General features: G+C 42.2%; 17 protein-coding genes. 4 read left to right on the top strand and 13 right to left on the bottom strand.

Annotated features, from left to right (window positions below; all coding sequences use genetic code 11):
• Window positions 1-305: 305 nt before the first annotated feature.
• From B7692_RS09530 to argR, 8 genes are all read right to left on the bottom strand, one after another.
• Complete coding sequence (locus B7692_RS09530; RefSeq protein ID WP_084930542.1) at window positions 306-740, bottom strand: cytidine deaminase family protein; 435 nt, start codon at window positions 738-740, stop codon at window positions 306-308.
• A 13-nt stretch (window positions 741-753) separates the two neighbouring features.
• On the bottom strand, window positions 754-2,214 hold the full coding sequence (gene gltX, locus B7692_RS09525) for a glutamate--tRNA ligase (protein WP_000031054.1): 1,461 nt from the start codon (window positions 2,212-2,214) through the stop codon (window positions 754-756).
• 130 nt (window positions 2,215-2,344) lie between these two features.
• Window positions 2,345-3,694 carry a glucose-6-phosphate isomerase gene (locus B7692_RS09520; protein WP_070482565.1) on the bottom strand — a complete coding sequence of 450 codons (1,350 nt, stop codon included), beginning with the start codon at window positions 3,692-3,694 and terminating at the stop codon, window positions 2,345-2,347.
• Between the two features lie 170 nt (window positions 3,695-3,864).
• Window positions 3,865-4,554 carry a gamma-glutamyl-gamma-aminobutyrate hydrolase family protein gene (locus B7692_RS09510; RefSeq protein ID WP_000124770.1) on the bottom strand — a complete coding sequence of 230 codons (690 nt, stop codon included), beginning with the start codon at window positions 4,552-4,554 and terminating at the stop codon, window positions 3,865-3,867.
• Between the two features lie 138 nt (window positions 4,555-4,692).
• On the bottom strand, window positions 4,693-6,459 hold the full coding sequence (gene patB, locus B7692_RS09505) for a multidrug efflux ABC transporter subunit PatB (RefSeq protein ID WP_084930541.1): 1,767 nt from the start codon (window positions 6,457-6,459) through the stop codon (window positions 4,693-4,695).
• A gap of 1 nt (window position 6,460) precedes the next feature.
• Complete coding sequence (patA, locus tag B7692_RS09500) at window positions 6,461-8,167, bottom strand: multidrug efflux ABC transporter subunit PatA (RefSeq protein WP_084930540.1); 1,707 nt, start codon at window positions 8,165-8,167, stop codon at window positions 6,461-6,463.
• 146 nt (window positions 8,168-8,313) lie between these two features.
• Window positions 8,314-10,848 carry a DNA mismatch repair protein MutS gene (gene mutS, locus B7692_RS09495; RefSeq protein ID WP_084930539.1) on the bottom strand — a complete coding sequence of 845 codons (2,535 nt, stop codon included), beginning with the start codon at window positions 10,846-10,848 and terminating at the stop codon, window positions 8,314-8,316.
• Between the two features lie 50 nt (window positions 10,849-10,898).
• The gene (gene argR / locus B7692_RS09490; RefSeq protein WP_001231476.1) at window positions 10,899-11,345 is read right to left on the bottom strand and encodes an arginine repressor; all 447 of its coding nucleotides are present in this window, start codon (window positions 11,343-11,345) and stop codon (window positions 10,899-10,901) included.
• 135 nt (window positions 11,346-11,480) lie between these two features.
• On the opposite strand from argR, the gene argS reads away from it, so the two are divergent.
• From argS to galU, 4 genes are all read left to right on the top strand, one after another.
• Window positions 11,481-13,172, top strand: a complete 1,692-nt coding sequence (gene argS / locus B7692_RS09485) for an arginine--tRNA ligase (protein WP_084930538.1) — start codon at window positions 11,481-11,483, stop codon at window positions 13,170-13,172.
• 327 nt (window positions 13,173-13,499) lie between these two features.
• Complete coding sequence (locus B7692_RS09480; protein ID WP_033682430.1) at window positions 13,500-13,745, top strand: hypothetical protein; 246 nt, start codon at window positions 13,500-13,502, stop codon at window positions 13,743-13,745.
• A gap of 134 nt (window positions 13,746-13,879) precedes the next feature.
• On the top strand, window positions 13,880-14,896 hold the full coding sequence (locus B7692_RS09475; protein ID WP_084930537.1) for an NAD(P)H-dependent glycerol-3-phosphate dehydrogenase: 1,017 nt from the start codon (window positions 13,880-13,882) through the stop codon (window positions 14,894-14,896).
• 21 nt (window positions 14,897-14,917) lie between these two features.
• A complete protein-coding gene (galU, locus tag B7692_RS09470; protein ID WP_084930536.1) occupies window positions 14,918-15,817 on the top strand; it encodes a UTP--glucose-1-phosphate uridylyltransferase GalU in 900 nt (299 codons plus the stop codon).
• 63 nt (window positions 15,818-15,880) lie between these two features.
• Here galU and B7692_RS09465 read toward each other — a convergent pair whose 3' ends face one another.
• The 5 genes from B7692_RS09465 to B7692_RS09445 all read right to left on the bottom strand — a co-directional run bounded on the left by B7692_RS09465 (window position 15,881) and on the right by B7692_RS09445 (window position 20,128).
• A complete protein-coding gene (locus B7692_RS09465; protein WP_084930535.1) occupies window positions 15,881-16,558 on the bottom strand; it encodes a rhomboid family intramembrane serine protease in 678 nt (225 codons plus the stop codon).
• On the bottom strand, window positions 16,542-17,081 hold the full coding sequence (locus tag B7692_RS09460; RefSeq protein ID WP_045610951.1) for a 5-formyltetrahydrofolate cyclo-ligase: 540 nt from the start codon (window positions 17,079-17,081) through the stop codon (window positions 16,542-16,544). Before B7692_RS09460 ends, B7692_RS09465 begins: the two co-directional genes overlap by 17 nt.
• An 11-nt stretch (window positions 17,082-17,092) precedes the next feature.
• Window positions 17,093-18,223 (bottom strand): N-acetyldiaminopimelate deacetylase, encoded by a 1,131-nt coding sequence (locus B7692_RS09455; RefSeq protein WP_084930534.1) that lies wholly within the window; start codon window positions 18,221-18,223, stop codon window positions 17,093-17,095.
• 66 nt (window positions 18,224-18,289) lie between these two features.
• A complete protein-coding gene (gene dapD, locus B7692_RS09450) occupies window positions 18,290-18,988 on the bottom strand; it encodes a 2,3,4,5-tetrahydropyridine-2,6-dicarboxylate N-acetyltransferase (RefSeq protein WP_000127460.1) in 699 nt (232 codons plus the stop codon).
• Between the two features lie 228 nt (window positions 18,989-19,216).
• Window positions 19,217-20,128, bottom strand: coding sequence for a DMT family transporter (locus B7692_RS09445; RefSeq protein WP_084930533.1), 912 nt, complete (start codon window positions 20,126-20,128; stop codon window positions 19,217-19,219).
• Between the last annotated feature and the right edge of the window lie 13 nt (window positions 20,129-20,141).

Raw genomic sequence — 20,141 nt, 5'->3', positions numbered from 1 at the left:
TCGGGATTCGAACCCGTGTTACCGCCGTGAAAAGGCGGTGTCTTAACCCCTTGACCAACGGACCAGAGTTGTTTTCAACTCTTACTATTATACAGGCTTTTCAAACTTTGTCAACTATTTTTTTAAACTTTTTTAAGTGGTAACTTCTCAACGTAACTTCTACCATAGTGAAACTTAATCTGAAACGCTTTCAGATGAGGGGATTTTGTGCGCTCTTTTTTCGATTCTTTTCGACTAATCAAGCATTAGTAAAACCAGTGGAACTTAAGCTTTAAGTAAAAAGAGTCAGCATTATACTGACTCTTCTATTGATTATCAAACTTAGAAGCACGTTCTTCTCCCCACCAATAGGGCATTAATTCTGCAACTTTAACAGTCTTTCTTCTATTGTAGTCCATCATGAATTCTGCATCTTTATTTTCAGCGTTCAACTCTAAGAGGAACTCTCTGCAAGCGCCACAAGGCATACCCGAACTTCCACCATAAGGTGGTTTGTCTCGAAAGGCTAAGACTTTTTTAACCTTAGTTTGTCCCGAAAATTGGTACATATTGAAGAGTGCTGCCCGCTCTGCACAGAGATGGAAAACACCACAGGTTCCCTCCATACAGAATCCTGTAAATATTTGTCCATCTTCTGCTTCTACTGCGGCAACGACATGATTAGCATAAACAAAATCAGATACTTCATGTGGATTATACAATTTCTGTGCTTCTTCGTACATCTTTTCCCAGATGTCCATTATTGTACCCTTCTTACTTAGAGATTTCCTTTAACATATTTTCGATATGCTGGATTGATTTTTCACGACCTAACAAGAAGATCGTATCTGGCAATTCTGGCCCATGCATTTCACCTGAAACAGCAATACGAATTGGCATGAAGAGATTTTTCCCTTTGATACCTGTTTCTTTTTGAACAGCTTTAATTTGTGGGAAGATATTCTCTGTTACAAATTCATCATCTGTCATCGCCTCAAGTTTTGCTTTGAAGGCTTCAAGAACTGTTGGGACTGTTTCCCCCGCCATGACTTCGCGCTCTGCTTCTGTCAATTCTGGGAAATCCGAGAAGAAGAGATCTGTCAATGGGATAATCTCATCTACTGATTTCATTTGTGGTTTATAGAGCTCCACCAATTTTTCAGCCTTATCAGTCAATCGGCCTGCTTCCTCTAAGAATGGTTTTGCCATTTCAAAGATAGTTTCTAGGTCTGCATTCTTGATATAATCATTGCTCATCCAGTCGAGTTTTTTCTGGTCAAAGGCTGCTGGTGATTTGCTGAGGCGGTTTTCATCGAAAAGTTTAATGAGTTCTTCACGAGAGAAGATTTCATCTTCGCCACCTGGGTTCCAACCAAGAAGAGCAATAAAGTTAAAGACTGCTTCTGGAAGGTAACCTTTCTTTCGATAATCTTCGATAAATTGAAGTGTATTAGTATCACGTTTAGATAACTTCTTACCCGTCTCAGAGTTGATAATCAAGGTCATGTGACCGAACTCTGGAGCTTCCCAACCAAGGGCTTCATAAACCATGAGCTGTTTTGGTGTATTAGCAATGTGGTCGTCTCCACGGATAACATGAGAGATTTGCATATCGTGGTCATCGATAACAACGGCAAAGTTGTAAGTTGGGTAACCGTCTTTCTTTTGGATAACCCAGTCACCGCCGATATTGCCACCTTCAAATTCGATATCACCTTTGACCATATCATGCCACTTGTAGATACCTGACTCATTGACAGCCAAACGAACAGTTGGAATGATCCCTGCTGCTTCACGTTCTGCGATGTAAGCCGCTTTTTCCTCTTCACTCATACCAAGGTATTCGTTGATATATCGAGGTGTTTCACCAGCAGCTTCTTGACGTTCACGTTCAGCCGCCAACTCTTCTTCTGTAACGTAAGACTTGTAGGCTTTTCCTTCAGCTAATAGTTGGTCAATGTATTTTTGATACAAGTCCAAACGCTCAGACTGGCGGTAGTTTTCATGTGTTTCTGGACTTTCATCCCAATCCATTCCTAACCAACGAAGGTTTTCAAGCTGTGAGCGTTCCCCATCTTCGACATGACGTTTACGGTCAGTATCTTCTATACGAATAATAAAAGTTCCACCATGATGACGTGCATACAAGTAGTTGAACAATGCTGTACGGGCATTCCCGATGTGTAGTAGTCCTGTTGGACTTGGTGCGTAACGTACGCGGATATCTTTTGACATAGTTTCTCCTATAAAGTCTCTAGGCGTCTGCCTTTTTGCTCTCTATATTATATCACAAGTCTTGGCTGAGTCCAATTTCTATGGATAAAGAGAGTAAAAAGAGTGGACAAACCACTCTTTTCTTCTATTATTATAGACGTGCGTTAAGTTCTTTGCTCAATTCTTCAAATCCTGGTTTTCCAAGAAGGGCAAACATGTTACGTTTGTAAGCTTCAACACCTGGTTGGTCAAATGGGTTGATAGCATTCAAGTAACCTGAAAGAGCGATAGCCAATTCGAAGAAGTAGATAGTGTAACCAAGAGTGAAAGCGTCTTGCTCTGGAAGAGTCACATACATGTTTGGTACATCACCATCTGTGTGGGCAAGAAGAACACCGTCAGTTGCTTTTTTATTTACAAAATCAACGTCTTTTCCTTGAAGGTAACCAAGTCCATCAAGGTCTTCTTCCAAGGTAGGGATAATCACATTCTTACGAGGTTTGTCAACACGAACAACTGTTTCAAACATGATACGAGTTCCTTCTTGGATAAATTGACCCAATGAGTGCAAGTCAGTTGAGAAGTTGGCTGAGGTTGGGTAGATACCTTTTTGGTCTTTCCCTTCTGATTCACCAGCCAATTGCTTCCACCATTCTGAGAAGTATTGAAGTGATGGCTCATAGTTTACCAAGATTTCAGTTGCATAGCCTTTACGGTAAAGGATGTTACGAACTGCTGCGTATTGGTAAGCTTCGTTTTCAGAGATTTTATCTGAAGTGTAATCTTTACGAGCTGCGTTCGCACCTTCCATAAGGGCTTTGATATCAGCTCCTGATGCTGCGATTGGAAGCAAACCAACTGCTGTCAATACTGAGAAACGTCCACCGATGTCATCTGGAACCACAAATGTTTCCCAACTGTTAGCGTCTGCTTCAACCTTAACAGCACCTTTTTGGCGGTCAGTTGTTGCATAGATACGTTTGTTAGCTTCTTCTTGACCGTATTTCTTAACCAAAAGTTCTTTGAAGACACGGAAAGCAATCGCTGGTTCAGTTGTTGTACCTGATTTAGAAATCACGTTTACTGAGAAATCTTTATCAGCTACGTACTCTACCAAGTCAGCAAGGTAAGTAGATGAGATTGAGTTTCCTGCGTAAAGGATTTGTGGAGCCTTGCGCTCTTCTTTTGTTTGCAAGTTTGCAAAGTGGTGGTTCAAGAAGTCGATTGCTGCTTTCGCACCAAGATAAGACCCACCGATACCGATCACAACCAAAACATCGCTGTCTGATTTGATTTGCTCAGCAGCTTTCAAGATACGGTCAAATTCTTCGCGGTCGTAGTTTTCAGGAAGGTCCAACCATCCTAAGAAGTCGCTACCAGCACCAGTTCCTTTACGGATCAATTCATCTGCTGCTGTTACTTGTGATTGCATGTATTCCACTTCATGTGGTGCAACAAATTTGTCTAAAACTTTTGAATAATCAAATTTAATATGTGACATGTTATTCCTCCAATATTTCTTCTTTTCTATCATAACGCTTACCTTCGTTTTTTTCAAGTTTTTTTGTCGAATTTCTCCAATTTTTATCAGAATTCAAACGTTTGCGTAAAAATGCCACATTCCAAAAATTTTGAAAAAATAAAATAAAGAACGACCAGATGTCCCAGTCGTCACAGTTCATTCAATAAATACTCAAATAGTTCTAAATTGCCATCTTCTTCATTGACCAGAAACTCTGGATGCCACTGCAAACCGATAATGCGGTGCTCATCGATAGACTCAATCGCTTCGATGGTCTGGTCTCTTGGATCAATAGCAGTTACACGGAAATTAGGTGCCAAATCTTTAATGCTTTGACGATGGACGGAGTTGACTTGACTTTCTTTTCCAAATAGCTTAGCCACCACGCTTCCTTCTACTGTCTCAATAGAATGAGATGTTCCGAAAGGCAGGCCTTGCCAGTGACCTTCGATTTCTTGATTGAGGGTGCCACCAAAGGCAACATTGACAAGTTGAACACCGCGACAGATTGCCATAATTGGTTTATTCTGACGAAGTGCTTCCTTCAAGAGTGCCAATTCAAATTCATCACGCACTAGATTGTAATCATCGCTCTCGATGGTCTTTTTCTCTCCGTAAAATTGAGGATGGACATTTTGGCCTCCTGTCAAGATGAGTTTATCAATCATTTCTACATAATCGCGTACAACTGACTCATCACCAACAGGAATGACTAAAGGGAGACCACCGACTTGACGAATGCTCTCTGCGAATCTACAAGATACAGATGAATGAATGTTTTTACCTTCTGCGTCTACGGGACATAGATTTGCAGCAACTCCTACAACCGTTCTAGCCATGATGTCTCTCCTTTCGAATATTAACGATAGTCCTATCATATCACTCAAAATGACTTTCGTCTAATATGTTTTTTTTAAGGTCGTGATAAAAATTTTTTATGGACAAGAAAAAGCTGCCCACATAGGACAACTTCTTTCTTATTCGAAAACAAATTGATTGTGATAGAGTTCTGAGTAGAATCCACCTAGTTTCAAGAGTTCATGGTGATTACCACGTTCAATGACTTCTCCATCTTTGAGGACAATAATCTGATCAGCATTGAGAATGGTTTTCAAACGGTGGGCAATGACAAAACTGGTTCTACCTGCTACAACTGCCTCCATGGCATGCTGAATCTTGCTTTCTGTCACCGTATCTACGTTTGAAGTGGCTTCATCGAGAATGAGAACTTCTGGATCTGTCATCAAGGTTCGAGCGATAGAAATCAATTGTTTCTGTCCTGTCGAGAAGATGCTTTGATCATCATCTATAAGAGTATCGTACTTATCAGGTAAGCTTTCGATATAGTCGTGAATGTGGGTTGCCTTGGCTGCTGCCTCAACCATTTCTTGACTAGCAGCTGGCACACCAAAACGGATATTGTCTCGAATTGTTCCGCTAAACAAGACCGAATCTTGCAAAACAATTCCCACCTTGCTTCTGAGACTATCTAAATCATAGTCACGAATGTCTTTGCCGTCAAAATAAATACCACCAGCATCAACATCATAAAAGCGATTGATGAGGTTCATAATAGTCGTTTTCCCTGACCCTGTCGGCCCAACAACCGCTGTCATCTGGCCTTTCGGAGCGGAAATGCTGACATCTTTCAAAATAGGTTTATCAGGCAAGTATGAAAAATCAATATGACTAATTTCAACACCTTCTTGCAACTTAGTGAAGATTGGAGCCTTTTCAGGTCGAATTTCTTCCTCTGCGTCAAACATTTCCTGAATCCGTTCAGCCCCAGTAAAGGCTAACTGAAGGCTTCCCCAACTAGCTGCAACTTGGATAATAGGCTGGTAGTACTGCTGTGAAAATTGGGCAAACATAACGATCAAACCTAAGGCTGTACTTGTTTCAATAGTCTTATCGTTTAATAGAATAGCTGAACCAGCAAAGATGACGACGGCTGTATTAACCAGACTCATGCCATTCATGACAGGGAAAAGAATTCCTGAGAACATTCTTCCTTTAAAGGTTGCCTTGCGCACGCGCTCATTTTGTTCAAGAAATCCTGCCATCATATCCTCTTGAATACCTTGCACAATCACGGCTTTTTGACCTGAGATACTTTCATCCATATAGGCATTGAGCTTCCCTACCTCTTTCTGCTGGAGGTTGGTATATTTCCGTGCCATTTTCACGATAAAAATCAGCATGAGAAAGGCCACTGGTGTACTGGCAATAGTGATGAGGGCCAGCGTCACATTTCTCGAAAACATGACAAGAATCAGACCAATGTATAGAACGATGTTGCTCATGACCTGAATCAAGCTTTCGTTAAAAGCTTGGAGGATATTATCCAAATCACTGGTAAAACGAGACAGGATATCGCCATCTTGTCGGCGGTCAAAGAAAGAAACAGTCAACCGAGCAAGCTTGCCAAAGAGGCCTTTGCGCATCTCGTTGGTCGATTCTGCAATCACGCGCGTCATGAGACACATGTATATCACACTGGAGATAAATAGAACCAAAACTAGCAGACCAAGATTGACCATGATTCCTGATAGGCTTTGCCAAACAAGTTCTGGATTGCCATTTTGATAAGCTTGAACTAAATTAGCTAACTCTGTTACCGCTTGTCCAGAAAATACCGGAAAGAGAGCTTGGGCAAGAGTCGCCAGAACAATCATCAGGATAACAACTACAAATGATAGCTTATAGACTTTAAAATAATTCCAAAAAAATTGAACTGTTTTCATGTTACTCCTCCTTTCCTTTCTGTGTTTCGTAGATTTCACGGTAAACGGAATTGTTGGCAACCAAGTCTGCATGCGTACCTTGACCAATCAATCGTCCTTGATCCAGTACTAAGATTTTATCTGCATGAACAACCGAGCTAATCTTTTGAGCGATGATAATGGTTGTCGTTCCCTTCAAGTCCTTATTCAAGGCTTCCTGAACCAGGCGCTCTGACTTGGCATCCAAGGCTGAGGTCGAATCGTCAAAAATCAGAATACGTGGATTGCTGACAATTCCACGGGCAATCGACATCCTTTGTTTTTGCCCACCTGAAAAGTTGGTTCCCCTTTCTTCAACTGGACTTTCAAAGGTTTTCTCCATACGATGAATGAATTCACTAGCTTGGGCAATATTGGCTGCGTGCTCCATTTCAAATAGAGTAGCATCTCCTTTGCCCTGTCTCAAGTTATCTGCAATCGTTCCACTAAAGAGAATGGCACGTTGGAGAACGATAGAGACAGCTTTACGCAGGGTTCCTTCACTCACTTCTCGAATATCCTTGCCTCCGATTTTGATAGCCCCCTCCTGCGGGTCAAAGAGACGTGGAATCAATTGAGCCAAGGTTGACTTCCCTGCACCAGTCGCTCCAACTACACCAATCATTTGACCAGGCTCGATAGTAAAGGTCACATCTTTCAACATTGGTTCCTTATCCATTGGATAGGTAAATGTTACATTTTCAAAGCTAAGACTTCCAACCAACTCTTCATCTGGGACATCCTTGAAGGTCAAAGCTGGCTCTGCGTCAAGAATTTCTCGAATACGACGCATGGAAATCATGGCACGGCTGACAGAATTTCCCAAAAATCCAACCATAACAATGGTAAAGATAATCTGGCTTAGGTAATTGACAAAGGAAGCAATGGAACCAACAACAGAAGGATCCGACTGGACCATCCCTGCAACCAGCCAAATAGAGAGGAAGACTGCTCCGTAACCGACCAACATCATAAAGGGTTCCACTACTGAAAAGGCATAACCGATGTAAAGATTTTGACCGAGTAGCTCGTCTGAAACCTCCGTAAACTTAGCAAACTGCTCTTTTTCTTGGACAAAGGACTTGACCACACGAACACCGCGCAGATTTTCCTTAGCAATAGCATTGATGCGTTCAAGCAGGTTTTGAAACTTGGCAAAACGAGGCCCCATCATACCCATCATGACAGCAGTCAAACCAAAAATCAAGACTACCATGAGAACAATCACCCACCACAGAGAAGGTAAGGTTTGAACCGCCAAGATAAACGAACCGATGAACAAGAGGGGAAGTCTAAAAAGAATTTGGAAGGTCATCATGACGACGTTCTGAATCTGATTGATATCATTTGTCATGCGAACGACTAGATTTCCCGCATTAAATTGTTCAATATTGGCATAAGAAAAGGTTTGGATTTTACGGAAGGCATCCTCTCGAAGGTCGGATGAAACTCCTTGGGCAATATAGGCTGCAAGGATAACATTGAGCCCACCAGCAACTAGACCGGCTAAGGCCACACCAATCAACCAAGCCCCGATACTATAAATAGCTTCATATTCCCCAGCAAGTAGGGCGTCTAACACTTCCTGCAGATAACGCGGTTGCAGAAGCGAACTAGCAACCATCAAGCCTGTCATCAGGAGCGAAGCTAAGGCCTGCCACTTGTAGGTTTTTATTTTCTGAATCAGCATACTTTCTCCTTAAAAAATAGACAAAAGGGAGCGACAATGCGTCAGCTCCTTCTCATTCTGTTTGTGTGATGTTATTCTAGCAAAAAAGCGGGGGATTGTCAAAGAAGTCTCCTTGATACAGCTAGAATGATCAGCAATTCTTGGATTTATAGTTTCTGTTTTAACTCAACCAAAACATTCATAGCCTGCATAGGTGTCATATTGTAAACATCCAGTTTAGCTAATTCTTCTAGGATAGGATGCTCTTCTGCCGTATCAAAGAGTGAAATCTGTTCTGTGACGGCACTTGTTTGCCTCATTGGAGCTGGACTTTCTGTACCTTGACTCTCCAGTTGAGTCAAAATCTTATCCGCCCTTGCTAGGAGGTCTGCTGGCAAGCCAGCAATCTTAGCAACATGAATACCGTAGGATTTATCAGCTGGCCCTGGTTCAATCTTGTGAAGGAAGGTGACCTGCCCATCCTGCTCCAAGGTTGCCACATGAACATTGACCAAGTGTTCCAGACTAGCCTCAAGGCTAGTTAATTCATGGTAGTGGGTCGCAAAGAGTGTCTTGGCTCCGATGTGCTCATGGATATATTCGATGATGGACTGGGCAAGAGCCATCCCATCATAAGTTGCAGTTCCGCGTCCCAATTCATCAAAGAGAATGAGAGAGTTCTTAGTCGCATGCGAAATGGCATTGTTGGCCTCCATCATCTCTACCATGAAGGTTGATTGACCTGAAACCAAGTCATCTGCTGCTCCGATACGGGTAAAGATGGCATCAAAAATTGGCAAATGGGCACTTTCTGCTGGCACATAAGAACCCAACTGGGCCATCACCGCCGTCATGGCTAACTGACGCATGTAGGTTGACTTCCCGCTCATGTTCGGCCCTGTAATCAATTGAATACTGGTATCTTCTGCCATCTGAATCGTATTAGGAATATAGGTCTGAGCTCCCATGACCTTTTCAACGACAGCATGACGCCCTTTCTGGATATCGATTTGTGAATCGTCACCAAACTCAGGTCGAATCAAATGCTGGGTTTCAGCAACAACTGCGAGACTTTGCAGGACATCAACCGTCGCAATTCCTTGGGCTAGAGCTTGTAAACGCTGAATGTATTTGCCAACCTCTTCACGGATACGCATAAAGATTTCATACTCTAGGTTGGCTGACTTCTCACGCGCCTCCAGCATATCTCCCTCGATACGGGCTAATTCCTCAGTCCCAAAACGTTCTGAGTTTTTCAGCGTCGCCTTGCGGAAAAAGTGAGCTGGCACATTTCCCAGTTGTGAATTGGTCACATGGAAATAATAGCCATCCTTTTTATTGTAGTCAATCTTAAGCGTGCTGATGCCAGAATTTTCCCTCTCCTTAGCCTCAATCTCAGCAATCCAGCTAGTCCCTTCTCTGAGTACACGGCGGTATTTATCCAAAGTCTCATCAAATCCCGTTCGAATAATACCCCCATCTGTAATCACATGAGGGGCTTCAGGAGCAATGGCAGCGCTAATCAAACTCTCCAACTCAGGGATTCCATCCAATTGTTCGATAAGATAAACCAGAGCAGGTTGCTCCATCCCTTCTAAAATCGCTCGGATCCGTGGCACACTGGACAAAGTAGTCGCCAGCTGCAGGAGGTCCTTGGGATTGGTTTTGCCAAAAGAAACTCGACTAGCCAAGCGTTCGATATCATAGACACCCTTGAGACTGTCTGTCAAATCACTGCGCTCAAAGAAATGATCGAGAAAGACCTGCACCACTTCTTGACGTTGGATAATTCGTTCCTTATCAATCAAGGGGCGATGAATCCAAGACCGCAAGAGACGCATTCCCATAGCCGTTTTGGTTTCATCCAAAAGCCAGAAAAGACTGCCTTGCTTCTTGCCCGAACGAGCATTCTCAACCAAATCCAGACTAGCCTTGGTCGCATAATCCATCTGCAAGAAATCCTTGATTTCATAGCGGATAACAGGCTTGAGGTGGTTCAATTCCCTCATCTGAGTCCGATGAACATACTGGAGTAGCTTACTAGATGCCGCTTGCTCCACAGGTGCCAATCGTGAATCCAGTAAATGAAGGTCTTCAAAACCTTCTTTTTCATAGGAAAGCACCAGATTCATCTGACGGCTAAGGATTTGTTCTTCTTCCTCGGACAAGTCATAACCCAACACCACTTCTCGAGCCTTGAGGTTACGGATTTCCCCACAAACCAACGTGAAATCCAAAAGACCTGTCACATAAAAGTCACCCGTCACTAGGTCCATATAAGCTAGACCAAACTGATTGTCCTCACGGTCTATAGCAACCAAGAAATTGTTCTGACTGTCCGGCTTACTGCTATCGACCACTGTCCCTGGCGTAATGACCTGAACAACCTCTCGTTTCACAACCCCAACTGCTTGTTTAGGATCTTCCATCTGCTCTGCAATAGCAACTTTATAGCCCTGCTCAATCAAGACATCAATATACTGTTGGGCAGAATGATAGGGAACACCCGCCATAGGAATCGGATTGTCGGCATTCTTGTTGCGACTCGTTAAGGAAATTTCCAGAATCTGCGCAGCATTGACCGCATCCTCATAAAATAATTCATAAAAATCACCCATCCGAAAGAGCAAAAACGCATCTGGATATTGCTTTTTAATATCCACATACTGTTGCATGCCGGGTGATAGCTTTTCTGTCGCCATTGTCCGTCTCTCCTTGTCAAAAATAAGTCTTGAGAGCGACTCTCAAGACCTTACTTATCTTTCATCAAATCTAGCAAACGATCTTCCATGAGTTTGGCAACGTGCTGGTCTCGACAAATAACCAATAAGGTATTGGCACCAGCAACTGTTCCTAAAATCCATTCATCCTTGTTTGCATCTACAATATTTGCCAAAACAGAGGCTTCTCCCAATTTGGTATGAAGTACCAAGGTAAACTCTGCTCTTGCAACACCTTCTAAATGATGAGACAAAAATTCAACCAAATCAATCTTTTCTGTCTCATTTGCTAGTACATAATACACCATATCATTTTTCTTGACCTTGGTCAAGCCGATTTCGCGCAAATCACGAGACAGGGTTGTCTGCGTCACAAAAACATTGTGCGCCTCCAACCGATCTTGAATTTCTTTTTGTGTACTTAATTTCTCCTCAGTAATCATTTTTTTTATTAACTGATGACGATCTCTTTTTCTCATAAAATCCTCTTATATGCATATTTATAACTAATTTTATAACTATATTATACCAAAAAAATAGGAGATTTCAAAAATTTTTTCTTCTTTCTTTAAAATTGTGATAAAATAGTAGAAAAGTCCAAAAAGGAGCTCTTAATGAATACAAAAGAATTGATTGCTAGCGAATTGGCTAGCGTCATTGATAGCCTGGACCAAGAGGCTATTTTCAATTTACTGGAAACCCCTAAAAACTCAGAAATGGGAGACATCGCTTTCCCTGCTTTTTCTCTTGCAAAAGTCGAACGTAAAGCACCTCAAATGATTGCTGCTGAACTGGCTGAAAAAATTAACAGCCAAACCTTTGAAAAGGTTGTCGCAACAGGACCTTACGTCAACTTTTTCCTTGATAAATCTGCCATTTCTGCTCAAGTATTGCAAGCTGTTATCACTGAAAAAGAACACTATGCTGACCAAACTATTGGCAAACAAGAAAATGTTGTTATCGACATGTCTAGTCCCAATATCGCTAAACCATTTTCTATTGGTCACCTACGCTCAACTGTTATCGGAGATAGCTTGTCACATATTTTCCAAAAAATCGGTTATCAAACGGTCAAGGTCAACCATTTGGGAGACTGGGGTAAACAGTTTGGGATGTTGATTGTTGCCTACAAAAAATGGGGCGACGAAGAAGCTGTAAAAGCTCATCCAATCGATGAACTTCTTAAACTCTATGTCCGCATCAACGCTGAGGCTGAAAATGACCCTAGCTTGGATGAAGAAGCACGCGAATGGTTCCGTAAACTTGAAAATGGAGACGAGGAAGCTCTCGCACTTTGGCAATGGTTCCGTGATGAAAGTTTAGTGGAATTTAACCGCCTTTACAATGAATTGAAAGTTGAATTTGACAGCTACAACGGAGAAGCCTTCTACAACGATAAGATGGATGCAGTTGTAGACATTCTTTCTGAAAAAGGCCTTCTTGTTGAATCAGAAGGGGCCCAAGTTGTGAATCTTGAGAAATACGGAATTGAACATCCAGCCCTTATCAAGAAATCTGATGGTGCAACTCTCTATATCACACGTGACTTGGCTGCAGCCCTTTACCGTAAAAATGAATACCAATTTGCTAAATCTATCTACGTAGTTGGTCAAGAGCAATCTGCCCACTTTAAACAACTCAAAGCTGTCTTGCAAGAGATGGGTTACGATTGGAGTGACGACATTACTCACGTTCCTTTTGGTTTGGTTACAAAAGAAGGAAAGAAACTCTCTACTCGTAAAGGAAATGTCATCCTGCTAGAACCTACTGTTGCAGAGGCTGTTAGTCGTGCCAAAGCCCAAATCGAAGCTAAAAATCCTGAACTTGAAAACAAAGATCAAGTAGCGCATGCTGTTGGTGTTGGAGCCATTAAATTCTATGACCTCAAAACCGACCGTACAAATGGATACGACTTCGACCTAGAAGCTATGGTATCCTTCGAGGGTGAAACTGGACCTTATGTTCAATACGCCTACGCTCGTATCCAATCTATCTTACGCAAAGCGGATTTCAAACCAGAAACAGCTGGCAACTATAGCTTGAATGATACTGAAAGCTGGGAAATCATCAAACTCATCCAAGACTTCCCACGTATTATCAATCGTGCGGCAGATAACTTTGAACCTTCTATCATTGCTAAATTTGCAATTAGCCTGGCTCAAGCCTTCAACAAATACTATGCACATACACGTATCTTGGATGAAAGTCCAGAACGCGACAGCCGTCTAGCTCTCAGCTACGCAACTGCAGTCGTTCTCAAAGAAGCCCTTCGCTTGCTTGGAGTAGAAGCGCCAGAGAAGATGTAAATCGCCAAAGTTACTTGATTGCAAAGCAATCTAAGTAACTAACGCCAAATCCTGTCAGGAATTTGGCTAGGCACTTCATTAGTAAAGAAACATAAATATTATCGATTTATGTTTCTTTACGTCGTAACCAGAGACACTTGCCTAAACGCCTCACTAAATTGGTCAACCAAATCTATTAATTGGCTTAGTGGCTGGTGGCAATCTTCAAGTCACTAGAATGCAAGGCAATCTAAGCAACGAATGTCAAACCCTATCAGGGATTTGGTTAGGCGCTTCACTAATTCAATCTACTCACTACTACTTCTTTATCATACAGGGAGATTTCCTATGAGCCAATATGCTTATATCCTCGTTGTAATTAGCTTGGTGTTCCTTTTTCTTCTCAATAAGTACGAGAAGGAGAGACTGCAAAAACTCTACCAAGAACAACTTTTAAAGGATGAAACATTTAGAGCTGACATCAAAGAGAAAATTCAAACGACTGAAAATATCAATGATGTCATTGCATATATCAATAAAACTTACCATCTGGGAATGTTACTGTCAAAAGACATTACAGATCAATTGAAATAATCAAAAACCGAGAAGAAAGCTTCTCGGTTTTTGATTATTTTTCAAGTAACAAAGCCATCACTCCCCAGCAATGCAAGTGCAAAATCCCCTAGAATGTGATAAAATAAAAAGAGAACTCTATCAAGGAGGAAAACATGGAAAAACAAACCATCGCCGTCTTGGGGCCTGGTTCTTGGGGAACTGCCCTTTCACAAGTCTTAAATGACAATGGACACGAGGTACGTATTTGGGGAAATCTTCCCGAGCAAATCAATGAAATTAATACCTATCATACTAACAAGCACTACTTTAAAGATGTCGTTCTAGACGAAAATATCATTGCCTACACTGACTTAGCAGAAGCACTGAAAGATGTGGATGCGATTTTGTTTGTTGTCCCAACAAAAGTGACACGACTTGTTGCCCAACAAGTTGCAAAAACCTTAGACCATAAGGCTATTATCATGCACGCATCAAAGGGATTAGAACCTGATAGCCATAAACGATTATCAACCATCCTTGAAGAAGAAATCCCTGAACATCTCCGCAGTGATATTGTCGTTGTTTCAGGGCCTAGTCATGCGGAAGAAACCATTGTTCGTGACCTGACTTTAATCACTGCTGCTTCTAAGAATTTACAAACAGCTCAATACGTTCAGGAGCTCTTTAGTAATCACTACTTCCGACTTTATACCAATACGGATGTTATTGGAGTCGAAACTGCTGGTGCTCTTAAAAATATTATTGCTGTCGGTGCTGGAGCTTTACATGGTTTGGGATTTGGTGACAATGCTAAGGCAGCCATCATCGCTCGAGGCTTGGCAGAAATTACCCGCTTAGGGGTAGCACTCGGTGCCAGTCCATTGACCTATAGCGGCTTGTCTGGTGTAGGAGATTTGATTGTAACGGGAACTTCCATCCACTCTCGTAACTGGAGAGCTGGAGATGCTCTTGGTCGTGGAGAATCTTTAGCTGATATCGAAGCCAATATGGGCATGGTGATTGAAGGAATCTCAACGACTCGAGCAGCCTATGAACTAGCGCAAGAACTTGGAGTCTATATGCCAATTACACAGGCCATTTACCAAGTTATCTACCACGGAACCAATATCAAAGATGCCATTTATGACATCATGAACAATGAATTTAAAGCAGAAAATGAGTGGTCTTAACCCTCTAAAGAAAGGATTCTTATGACATCAAAAGTTAGAAAGGCAGTCATCCCTGCCGCTGGACTCGGGACTCGATTTTTACCAGCAACCAAAGCACTTGCTAAAGAAATGTTGCCAATTGTAGATAAACCAACTATCCAATTTATCGTAGAAGAAGCTCTTAAATCAGGTATTGAAGATATTCTGGTTGTCACTGGTAAATCAAAACGTTCTATTGAAGACCACTTTGACTCAAACTTTGAGCTTGAGTACAACCTCAAAGAAAAAGGCAAGCATGACTTGCTAAAATTGGTAGACGAAACAACTGGCATTCGCCTTCACTTTATCCGTCAAAGCCATCCTCGTGGTCTTGGAGATGCTGTCTTACAAGCAAAAGCTTTTGTGGGGAATGAACCCTTCGTTGTCATGCTTGGTGACGACCTAATGGATATCACAGATGACCACGCTGTTCCTTTGACAAAACAATTGATGAATGATTACGAGTCGACTCACGCATCAACAATTGCTGTTATGCCTGTCCCTCATGAAGAAGTTTCAGCATATGGAGTTATCGCTCCTCAGGGTGAAGGGATTAATGGTCTCTACAGTGTCGAAACTTTCGTTGAAAAACCAGCTCCAGAGGATGCTCCAAGTGATTTAGCAATTATAGGGCGCTATCTGCTCACACCAGAAATTTTTGAGATCCTCGAAAATCAAGCTCCTGGCGCTGGAAATGAAATCCAGCTTACCGACGCTATTGATACGCTTAATAAAACACAACGTGTTTTCGCCCGTGAATTTACAGGAGCTCGTTACGACGTTGGGGATAAGTTTGGCTTTATAAAAACATCTATTGACTACGCTCTCAAGCACCCACAAGTCAAAGATGACTTGAAAGATTACCTTATCCAACTTGGAAAAGAATTGGCTGAGAAGGAATAACATAAAAAGATAAGGTTCAAAAATGCCTTATCTTTTTTATTACATAACTATTCTTATAAACCTTCACAACCCCATTCCCTTGTAGAGAAGTAAGACTGCGAGTCCTACGAACAACACTACCGCTACCAGTCTCTGACTAGCGCTATACATCCGTCTTTCACCTTGGACTGGAAAGATAATTGCTAGAAATGCTCCACCAACTGCTCCCCCGATATGGCCTGCTAGGCTGATTCCTGGAATCAGAACACTTCCAATAATGTTAACCACAAAAAGTGTCAGATAAGATTGCCCTAGCTGTTGGATATAAGGATTACGCGTTGCATAGCGAAGAACAATAATCGCAGCAAATAGCCCATAGAGAGAAGTAGAGGCTCCTGCTGCTAAGGATTTGGGACTAAATACAAAAACAAAGAGATTGCCCATCATTCCAGATAAAAGATAGAGAAAGCAAAACTTCTTGGATCCGAAAATTTCCTCTACCTGCCTACCAAGATAATAGAGCGAAAGCATATTAACAATGAAATGCTCCCAACCAATATGAACAAAAATGGCAGAAAAGAGACGCCAAATCTGCTCAGGAAAGAGGCGAATAGCTGGTCCATACATAGCTCCAAATCGAAATAATGTGTCTGCCCTGTCAAAGTTTCCGCCTGTGCTCACCAACATTAGTAGAAATACCAAGGCCGTCACTAAGAGAAAGAAACTCGTCACAGGGTAACGTCTATCAAAGATTTCCTTCATCAATCAGTACCTCCTGAACAGGAATATCATGATTTTCAGAGATAAAGTCCTGAATTTGACAAGGATAAACCGTACTCAAAGTATGACCAGAAAAATGTTCCAGATAGCGGTCATAATAACCTCCACCGTATCCAATCCGATATCCTTCCGTCGTAAAAGCCAGACCAGGAACATGAATCAAATCAATCTGAGAAGCATCCACTACTTCCAAATCTCCCTGTGGTTCCAGTAATCCAAAGGAAGTTTTTACCAACTGCTGTGGATCATAGACCACAAAGTCCATGCGCCCCTTGGGATAGGTTTTAGGTATCAGAACCTTCTTGCCGTCCTTCAGCGCCTGCTCAATCAGTTCCTGCGTTTGAAACTCATGAGAAAAAGAAAGATAGGTTGCGATGACCTCGGCTTCTTGGTAAAAGGGGTGTTGTAAAAGTCGCTCAGTTAAAGCTTGGTCTATAAACTGTTTTTGCTCTCGAGATAAAGCCTTCATTTCTTGTAAGACTTGCTTCCGTAATTCCGATTTCATAGACAACCCCTCTACTCTGCTGCCTTCTTTTTCAGGAAACTAGAGACCGCATCCACCCCAATAGCTAATGCCTCTTCCTTGGGACTCATCTGAGGGTGATGAAGGGCGTAGGGACTATCAATACCAAGCCAAAACATAACGCCATCTACCTTCGAAAGGAGATAACCAAAGTCCTCACCTGTCATAGCAGGCTCGATATCAATCAAATCGATTCCGTCTTTTTCTTCAAAAAAGTCCATCAGTTCACGCGCCAAAGCTGGATTGTTCTCAACAGGTAGGTAGCCCCCTTGTTTAAGTTCAACTTCGACTTCCATATCAAAGGCAGCTGCAACTCCTTCTGCAACTGTTTTGACCCTTTTTTGTACCAAGAGGCTCATGTCCTGTGTCAAAGCCCGAATAGTTCCATGTAAAAAGGCTGTGCCTGTGATGACATTGTTGGTTGTTCCGGATTGGAAAAGACCAAAGGTCACCACTGCTCCCTCGATTGGGTTGACATTGCGGCTGACAACTGACTGCACCTGGGTCACAAAGTAACTAGCCGCCACCAAGGCGTCATTAGCTTCATGTGGAAAGGCTGCATGTCCTCCTTTGCCTTTGAAACGGATCTTCACCTCGCAAGTACCTGCAAAGAGTGTATGAGTATTAGTCGCAATCTGACCGACTTTTAAATCTGGTCGAACATGAAGACCATAAAATTGATCTGGTAACCAATCTCCAAAAGCGCCATCCTCATACATGAGCATACCACCAGCTTCATTTTCTTCAGCAGGTTGAAACAGAAAGAGCAGATTGTTCTTTGGTTGCTCCTCAAGGGCTCGCTCAAGACAGCCCAAGGCAATAGTCATGTGGAAATCATGTCCACAGGCGTGCATGCGACCTTGGTGCTGAGAAGCAAAAGGAAGGCCTGTTTGTTCAACGATAGGCAGACCATCAATATCTGTCCGCCAACCAATGGTCCGCTCTGGCTGACTTCCCTGCAAATAGACCAAAATCCCTGTTCGCCAAGTACGAACTTGAACAAAATTCTTGCCCGCAGTCAATTTCTCAATCACATCCAGCAGATAAGCCTGAGTCTTGAACTCCTCCAAGCCAATCTCTGGAATCTGGTGCAAATCTCGTCTAGTCTGAATCAAATCTAACATCTATCTTTCCTCCTATATAGCAGAAAGAGGCTGGAAAAGGGTTCCGCCTCTATTTTTCTTTTACAATTACAAGGTACGAAGCGCATCCTCTAGCGCTGTTTTTTGTTGGGTTTGGGCATCAATCTCTTTGATGATACGAGCTGGAACACCTGCTACCACCACGTTTTCTGGGACATCTTGGGTAACAATAGCTCCTGCTGCGACAACTGAACCACTACCGATTTGGACCCCTTCGATAACCACTGCATTGGCACCGATGAGAACATTATCTCCAACACGGACTGGTTCTGCGCTAGCTGGCTCAATCACACCTGCAAGAACGGCACCTGCACCAACGTGGCTGTTTTTCCCCACGATAGCACGGCCACCAAGGATAGCACCCATGTCAATCATGGTTCCTGCACCAATTTCAGCACCGATATTGATAACCGCTCCCATCATGATAACAGCATTGTCACCAATTTCAACCTGATCACGGATAATAGCACCCGGCTCGATACGAGCGTTGATAGCACGTTTATCTAGCAAAGGAACTGCAGAATTACGAGCGTCTTGCTCAACAACATAGTCTTGGTTTTCTACCAAACCATCGAGAAGCGGAGCCACATCTTTCCAGTCTCCAAATAGGACATTCCCTAGTTTGACAACAGAGCTTGGTACAGCAGTTGCGAGTTGTCCCTCAAAGGTTACTTTCACACTGGTTTTCTTTTCAGCATTGGCGATAAATTGGATAATTTCTTGAGCGTTCATTTTTGTAGCAGTCATAGGCGCCTCCTAGTTCATTTTAATGATACCTATTCTACCAAAAAAGGCCTCAAATTTGAAGCCTTTTTGTTTGTTTTTAGGTATGATTTTTAGGGATGTGAGATAAAACGTGCTGTCGGTAAAAGCAAGCCCCTACCGATACAACCTAAAAACACTCTTCACAACTATCTCCCCGTGTTTTATTGACTATTCTAGTATAGCACACTTTTAGAATTAAGAAAAGACTTTTTATTTACTTTCTTTCGCTTCTTCTACCGATAGGAAAATCATAGGCAAAATAATCAAGGCCATAGCTAGAAGAAGGGACCAATCCACTACCAAGCCTAAAAATAAAACACTCAATAGAGCAGAAGAAAGAGGCTCACTGGCACTGATAACGGAAACCACCAAAGGAGAAACCAAGGAAACAGCCTTCATGGAAATAAAAAAGGCAAAAGCCGTCCCAAAGAAAGCGATAATGAGGCAAATCAAGATACTCCAAATATCAAGAGTAAAGGAAAGCTGGTAAACCGGCGAGAGGACATTACTAAACAAACCTGCCAAAATCATCCCCCACCCAACGGTGGGAACAAAACCATAACGCTTCGCGAAAGGTTGAGGTAAGATAACATTAAACATGACCCCCATGGCACTCAGCAAACCCGTCACAAGTGCTAGTGGTGTCATGGATAACTGAGAGAGATCTCCCTTTGTCGCCATCAGGCAAACACCCAGCATGGCAACCAAAACATAAAAAATAGCGCTTTTTGACGCTCGTTTTTGATAAACCAAGCGATTGTAAAAGAGGATAAAGACAGGGCTAATAAACTGTAAAATAGTTGCTGTCGCTGCATTTGAGTATTCTACACAGAGATAGAAAAAATACTGAACTGAAAAAATCCCCAAAATAGAATAGGCTAAAAAGGACAGGTAATTTTTCTTATCTCGCCAAATATCTAGCACTTGCGATTTTAATTGCACTGCAGAGCAAATGAGCACAAGACTCCCTGCCAGTGTCAAACGCATAGAGGTAATCCAGCCAGAGGACACTGGATAATGAGTAAAGAAATATTCTCCTAAAATTCCACAGATTCCCCAGATTAAGCCAGATAGGAGCGAATAAATAGTTCCTTTAACAATCTTTTTCTGATACTGATTCATACCTTTATTGTAA

The sequence above is a fragment of the Streptococcus mitis genome (assembly GCF_002096925.1).
Classification (GTDB): domain Bacteria; phylum Bacillota; class Bacilli; order Lactobacillales; family Streptococcaceae; genus Streptococcus; species Streptococcus mitis_AF.
The sequence above is the reverse complement of the archived record's forward strand: the minus strand, read 5'-3'. Positions and strand labels throughout refer to the sequence as shown.